Here is a 670-nt window from a genome sequence, read left to right as displayed (position 1 = left end):
TTTGCAGAAAAATTCGAATATGAATTTGCAAAATTTTTTGGAGTAAAAAGTGTAACGTTGGTAAATTCTGGCTCCTCCGCAAACTTGTTAGCATTATCTGCATTAACATCAAAAAAACTTGGAGAAAAAAGAATAAAGCCCGGGGATGAAGTTATAACAGTAGCAGCTGGATTTCCAACTACAGTAAATCCCATAATACAAAATGGAGCAATACCAGTTTTTATAGATGTTGATATACCAACATATAACATAAAAGCAGAAGAAATAGAATCAGCCATTACAGAAAAAACAAAAGCTATAATGATAGCTCATACATTAGGGAATCCTTTTAATTTAGATGAAGTAATGAGAGTAGCTAAAAAACATAATTTATGGGTAATAGAAGATACATGTGACGCACTTGGTTCAACATATGATGGGAAATTAGTAGGAACTTTTGGAGATATAGCAACAGTAAGTTTTTATCCTGCACATCACATCACAATGGGTGAAGGCGGAGCAATACTGACAAACAACCTACAATTAGAAAGACTGGTAAAATCATTTAGAGATTGGGGAAGAGACTGTTATTGCGAACCAGGGTTCAGTAATACATGTGGTATGAGATTCAAACAACAACATGGAACATTACCTTTTGGATATGATCACAAATATGTATATTCACATATAG

1 protein-coding gene is annotated in these 670 nt (G+C 33.4%); it reads left to right on the top strand.

Annotation, left to right across the window (positions count from 1 at the left end; genetic code table 11):
• A partial coding sequence (gene rfbH, locus XO12_RS11155) for a lipopolysaccharide biosynthesis protein RfbH (protein ID WP_175420358.1) occupies window positions 1-670 on the top strand: 670 nt, incomplete at both ends.

Source organism: Marinitoga sp. 1154 (assembly GCF_013363285.1).
Taxonomy (GTDB): domain Bacteria; phylum Thermotogota; class Thermotogae; order Petrotogales; family Petrotogaceae; genus Marinitoga.
The sequence above is the reverse complement of the archived record's forward strand: the minus strand, read 5'-3'. Positions and strand labels throughout refer to the sequence as shown.